This is a genomic window from Bradyrhizobium sp. 141 (assembly GCF_023074055.1).
GTDB lineage: Bacteria > Pseudomonadota > Alphaproteobacteria > Rhizobiales > Xanthobacteraceae > Bradyrhizobium.
In genome coordinates this window covers 1-5750 of sequence record NZ_JADPKR010000073.1, presented here as the reverse complement: position 1 = coordinate 5750, position 5750 = coordinate 1, and the positions used below count along the sequence as shown (strand labels likewise).

Genomic DNA, 5750 nt, shown 5'->3' with positions numbered 1-5750 from the left:
CTGGCTGAATCAGTTGGATGACGTTATCGTTGGACACGGCATATCGCTCCTTCGGTGGAGAAGTGGAGGCGTCAAGCACCCCCACGATATGCCGCCTTCTCGATTCCCGCCGTCACCAACTTTGGGCGATAGCTCGAGTCTTCGAGATGAAGTTGGACGCTCGAACCAAGCTGACCGAAAAGGTGTCGAACGTGAACTCTCGGATTGTGATCATTTCTGGGAGTTTCAGCTCTCCTGTCCACTGAGCAACGGAAACGGCAGCTTTGCTGGTGAAAGCGTTACGCGTGACATGCGGAATGACGCTGAGTCTTTGCCAATGAAGTTGCATCACAGGCTTGCGAAACTCGGCGAAACACCTTCCGGATATCTCGACCGAATCCGCTTCGACGCTTCAACTCGGACGTAAGCCATCGTCTCTTGGGCATCTAGACTGTCAGTGCTACAGGCCCATCACGACAAAGGCGTTTCCGCCGTCTGCGTGAACGCATTCGTCTTGTCAGGCAAGCGCCTTCCTGATGACGCTGCGAATCCCTCGCTGTATGCTCCGCACGATCTCGTCATGGATGGTTGTGCGTCCGCGCCGCAAGGAATGCATCCGCTGATTTATCTGTTATCCTAACTACGTTCTACACAGTAAGGGGCATCCACCCGTATTCGTAGCTATCGCCTCAGGTAGCTATTAAGACCTCGCAGGATAGCCTATATTGCTCGCGAATGTCGAATGTGAAGTGTTGGCTGGAAGAAATGTTCAATAAAAGACCCGAGTTTTATAGAGAAGTCGCAGGCCCCGTCGAGCCCAGCTATGTGCTGGCTCAGCGGAGGAGATACGCAATGGCCGGAGGGCGTTTAGTTGCGATGATGCTACCTCCATTTGGTGAAGCCTTAGTGGCGGCTCAACCGACAATAAGGGCTGCGCGGACAACGGCGAGCGCCCTACGCGGACGATGACGGCTCCGCGCTCCGCTTCTTGGATGTTAGGATTAGCGGGGTGCTGAAGAAGTTCGTGTGAGGAATGTCAATGTTGGCGAGGGCAAGAAAGCCATCTATATGCGGTGACCGGCGCACGTGCGATATTCGCTGTCGTGCTGCCTCACTTTCTCCTCGAACAGACGCCTTGAGCACGTTCGATACCGGATTGTCCGCCGAATGCCCGACAACCAGCAGAACAGAAGATTGCAGTCGGGTTGCTCCATCAACGGCCACTCCAGCGCAACGTATAGAGCGATTTCAACAGCAGCGCCTGGAACAATCGCTCCGGCAGAATCATGCCCGGCGATCGCCGCCGTACAGCTTTTTGAAGTGCCGCGACAGTCCGGCAGCGCCTCGTGGGTGAGCGTATCGCGACAGCTGATGATCCGCTGGAGTACGCCGCTCCAACTACAATATCTCAAAATCATCCCGTCGGCCGATCTTCCCCGCGCGTCGCGTGGTCTAATCCAGTTGAGAGATGCACAGAACCACACTCTAACAATCACGAAGAACGATTTTGTGAAGCCCTTTACGAACGGGCTTGAGGGCCCATGTCTACCCCCTCAGTGGTGAACACAATGAAAGAAACGGTCAATGTTCAGAAGCAGGAAGGCATACACAACATGGTCGACAAGGTCTTGGATCGCAGCAACGCCATGTATGTCAAAACTGTGCCACGAAAAGGCCGCGGTGTATTTGCAAATATCCCATTCAAGGTCGGAGAGTTAATTGATCGCGCTCCAACGTGGGGATTTGATGATAAGCAAGCCAAGCTGCTAGATCGTACCGGAGTCTTCGAGTACTACTTCGTGCGGCATGATCCTGATCTCAAAGGCGCCCCTCCGACAGGCTACGTCGTCTTCGGATTGATATCGATAGTGAACCACTCTTTTAACCCGAATGCACAAATAATGTGGACCGATGCAGCGTCCGGGGCGTGGGTGAGCATTGTGGCAATAAAGGACATAAAGGTGGATGAGGAAATAACACACCGGTACGTGAATATTGGCGCTTATCCTCACACCATCAATTTCATCGACTGAAGTACAAAGATCGTCGACTGAATCGATCTATGTAGACGTATAATTCTCGGCTATACAAAGATCGAGTCTCCGCTCTTATCTTCCGCTTCCACGACTTCTTTGCTTCCTAAAGGGCGCGTGGCTCACGAAGGCGAGTGGGCGGCAGCTCGTCCCGACTGCTGGACACGCTTAATCGTGCTCTTTGAAGCGGCGTCATTTGGAAACGAACACTGACGGGATGCTAGGCCGCTAGCCGCATCCGTATGATGTGTTTCGGGTCATGATATCGAGAGGTCGATCGTGTGGGTAACGGGACGGCATGGCCCTGCAGCTGCCGGCGGACCTTGTCAGCGATCCTTCTGGGTGGTCACCCTAAGGACCCCAATCTTGAGATGAGAGAGGCCTGTTCCTTCTCTTCGAGCCCTCACTGAAAGTCCATAGGCTCGCGCAAGTGATGCGGGCCTTCGTTGACCGTGACTTGCTTCATCCTTTCGTTGATTCCTCTTGCAACGCGGGCGTGGTCCATAGATCCGCGTCAAGGCCCCGAGCTTCCGGTGGCGTGTTCGTGCTGCACACCAGCGCGATGCCCGACACCCCGTACAGCGGTCACACCTTGCGGGACGGCATTGACCAGCGAGACACTCACGTGCTGCCCGATCTAGCGTGCCCGTGTCGACAACGGATGCCGCGCCCACATTCCCTCGCGTCTTCATCTCCGGCCAGAAGCGCGGCGTCTTTGGTGTCATCAAGCGCGAACTGCGCCGCTGCTCCGCTATCGGGCCCATCATCGGACACATGATGGTCGGAGGACGTGGCCGCTGCTAGCTCGAAAGGTCGCGCCGGCGATGCTGCTAACCTCGTCCTCTCCGCCGTCGGCCAGAACGTCCCCCGCGTCCTGGCCTGGCTCAGAGAACTCTTGGGCCTTCTCCTGCGAGTGCTATGGCGAACGCCCCTGTTCAATCCGACTTCTGGACGACGTTTTACGCTCGCGTAAGACCGGGGTGGTCCCAATTTTGTCCGGCGCAGGTTCTACTTCTCAACTTCTCCTCAGCTGAGGCCGCTGATCGCCACTAGGGTCAATTTCATGTCGGTTCAGCTCGTGCCGAAGGAGCTGCCCAGGGCCCGAGATGCCGCAGCGGCTTTACTGCATCCGAATGATCTTGCGTGCACAAAACCTGCGCTTGGGTCGCGATCAATACGATTTGGCTCAATCAATTCGTGATAACCCCCTCCCAAATTGAGTAAAAGAGGATCGATGAAGGTCTTGGTGCCGGTAAAGCGGGTGGTCGATTACAACGTCAAGGTCCGCGTCAAGAGCGATGGATCGGGCGTTGAACTCGCCAACGTCAAGATGTCGATGAACCCGTTCGACGAAATCGCGGTCGAGGAAGCGCTGCGCCTGAAAGAAGCCGGCAAGGCCACCGAGGTCGTGGTGGTCTCCATTGGACCGGCGCAGGCGTCGGAGACGATCCGCACCGGTCTCGCCATGGGCGCCGACCGCGGCATCCTGGTGAAGGCTGACGGCATCGTCGAGCCGCTCGCTGTCGCCAAGATCCTGAAGAAGATCGCTGAAGAAGAGCAGCCTGGCCTGATCATTCTGGGCAAGCAGGCGATCGACGACGACAGCAATCAGACCGGCCAGATGCTGGCCGCGCTGCTCGGCTGGTCGCAGGCGACATTCGCCTCGAAGCTCGAGGTCGAAGGTTCTGACTTCAAGGTCACCCGTGAAGTCGATGGTGGCTTGCAGACCGTGAAGCTGAAGGGACCGGCGATCGTCACCACCGATCTTCGCCTCAACGAGCCGCGCTATGCGTCGCTGCCCAACATCATGAAGGCCAAGAAGAAGCCGATCGCGGACAAGACCGTCGCCGACTATGGCGTCGACGTCACCGCGCGCCTCGAAGTTCTGAAGACGACGGAGCCCGCGGGCCGCAAGGCCGGCGTCAAGGTCAAGGACGTCGCCGAGCTGGTGTCGAAGCTCAAGAACGAAGCCGGGGTGCTCTGATGACGACGCTGTTGATTGCCGAACACGAACACGAGGTCCTCAAGGACTCCACCAACAAGGCGCTCACCGCGGCCTCCCAGCTCGGTGGCGACGTTCACGTGCTGGTCGCCGGCGGCGGGGAGGGCACCAAGGCTGCGGCTGAGGCTGCCTCCAAGCTCACCGGCGTCGCCAAGGTGCTGGTCGCCGAAGGCGAAGCCTACGCGCACGATCTCGCCGAGCCGCTGGCCGCGCTGATCGTCTCGCTGGCCCCGTCATATGACGCGATCGTCGCGCCCGCGACCTCGCGCTTCAAGAACGTGATGCCGCGCGTGGCCGCCCTGCTCGACGTCATGCAGGTCTCGGAGATCATCAAGGTCGTCGCCCCCGACACCTATGAGCGTCCGATCTATGCCGGCAACGCCATCCAGACGGTGAAGTCGAAGGACGCCAAGAAGGTCATCACGGTCCGTACCTCGACCTTCGCGGCGGCTGCCGACGGTGGCAGCGCGCCGGTCGAGAGCGTCGCGGCTGCGGCCGATCCGGGCCTGTCGTCCTTCGTCGGCGAGGAAGTTGCCAAAAGCGACCGTCCCGAGCTGACCTCGGCCAAGATCATCGTCTCCGGTGGCCGCGCCATGCAGAGCCGCGAGAATTTCGCAAAATACATCGAGCCGCTCGCCGATAAGCTCGGCGCCGGTGTCGGTGCCTCGCGCGCGGCGGTCGACGCCGGCTATGCGCCGAACGACTGGCAGGTCGGCCAGACCGGCAAGGTCGTGGCCCCCGAGCTCTATGTCGCGGTCGGCATCTCCGGCGCGATCCAGCATCTGGCCGGCATGAAGGATTCCAAGGTGATCGTCGCGATCAACAAGGACGAGGACGCGCCGATCTTCCAGGTCGCCGATTATGGCCTGGTCGCCGACCTCTACCAGGCGGTTCCTGAACTGACGGCCGAACTCGCCAAGCTCGGCAAGTAAAACGCGTTCAAAACACCGGCCGGAGGTATAAACTCCGGCCGGTGTTTTTTTTATGTGTTTTCTTTGGTGTGGGGCACGCGACGGCTCGGCTTGGTGCTGCGTCATCGATGCCTTGCAACCATTCCTTCCGAATCCTCCTTCCTCCTACGCAGTAGTGCGAACGCTCTAGGAAAATTTGTTGGTGCGATCGACGGCGACGTAGAGGTAGAGCTTGCCTTCAGCGGCCTGCAAGTCAGCGATATCGACGTGGAAATAACCGATCTGATAAGCCTTGAACTTTGTCTTCGCAGGCTTGCTGCCTTCAACCTCGGCAATCAGTTGACGCCGTGGCGCTGGAGACAGCGATGCAGGGATGATCGCGTCAGATGCAGGATGGTCGGCTGGGGCGCATAGAGCCAACCGTCGAGCGGCAATAGCGTATGCCGCCGGAAAGCGTCGATGATCGCCTCCTCCGCGATGGAAGCAAAGTCGATTTTCTGCCTTCGGGCCTGTCTGGAGTTCGGCGACGGTCTCGCGCTCCCTCCACTTCGCGACGGTCTTTTGGTTGCCCCCATAGGGCGAGTGCTCTCAGGCTCTCTTGAACATTTTGTATTGCTCGACGGACTGCCTCCGTCGTGGTGGCGCAGCCGTGTAAAACTTGTCCCACAGCGCATCCTTCGAAATGGTGTGAATAAGAATGCACCATCAAAGGCTGCGACTAAACACCTAGGAGCCTGTCTGAGTAATCTGATTTTTCTCGACGAAGCACAAGCATCGTGATTCAAACGATGGATGAGCAAGACATTTCGTCCGTGGGACGTTGAT

The 5750-nt window shown here is 58.1% G+C and carries 4 protein-coding genes and 2 pseudogenes; 5 read left to right on the top strand and 1 reads right to left on the bottom strand.

The window, feature by feature from the left end:
• The 5 genes and pseudogenes from IVA81_RS19845 to IVA81_RS19825 form a co-directional block, all read left to right on the top strand.
• The coding region (locus IVA81_RS19845) for a hypothetical protein (protein ID WP_247321102.1) at positions 1 to 406 on the top strand (406 nt) is incomplete at its 5' end.
• A gap of 1141 nt (positions 407 to 1547) precedes the next feature.
• Entirely contained in the window at positions 1548 to 2012 is a 465-nt protein-coding gene (locus tag IVA81_RS19840; RefSeq protein WP_247321100.1) for an SET domain-containing protein-lysine N-methyltransferase, read from the top strand.
• A gap of 523 nt (positions 2013 to 2535) precedes the next feature.
• Positions 2536 to 2985 (top strand): annotated as a pseudogene (locus IVA81_RS19835) (IS5/IS1182 family transposase); the annotation flags it as partial.
• Positions 2986 to 3246: 261 nt separating this feature from the next.
• Positions 3247 to 3996, top strand: a complete 750-nt coding sequence (locus IVA81_RS19830) for an electron transfer flavoprotein subunit beta/FixA family protein (RefSeq protein ID WP_247321098.1) — start codon at positions 3247 to 3249, stop codon at positions 3994 to 3996.
• On the top strand, positions 3996 to 4946 hold the full coding sequence (locus tag IVA81_RS19825) for an FAD-binding protein (RefSeq protein WP_247321097.1): 951 nt from the start codon (positions 3996 to 3998) through the stop codon (positions 4944 to 4946). The genes IVA81_RS19830 and IVA81_RS19825 overlap by 1 nt, the downstream gene beginning before the upstream one ends.
• A 168-nt stretch (positions 4947 to 5114) precedes the next feature.
• Here IVA81_RS19825 and IVA81_RS19820 read toward each other — a convergent pair.
• Positions 5115 to 5592: pseudogene (locus tag IVA81_RS19820) on the bottom strand (IS481 family transposase); the annotation flags it as partial.
• Between the last annotated feature and the right edge of the window lie 158 nt (positions 5593 to 5750).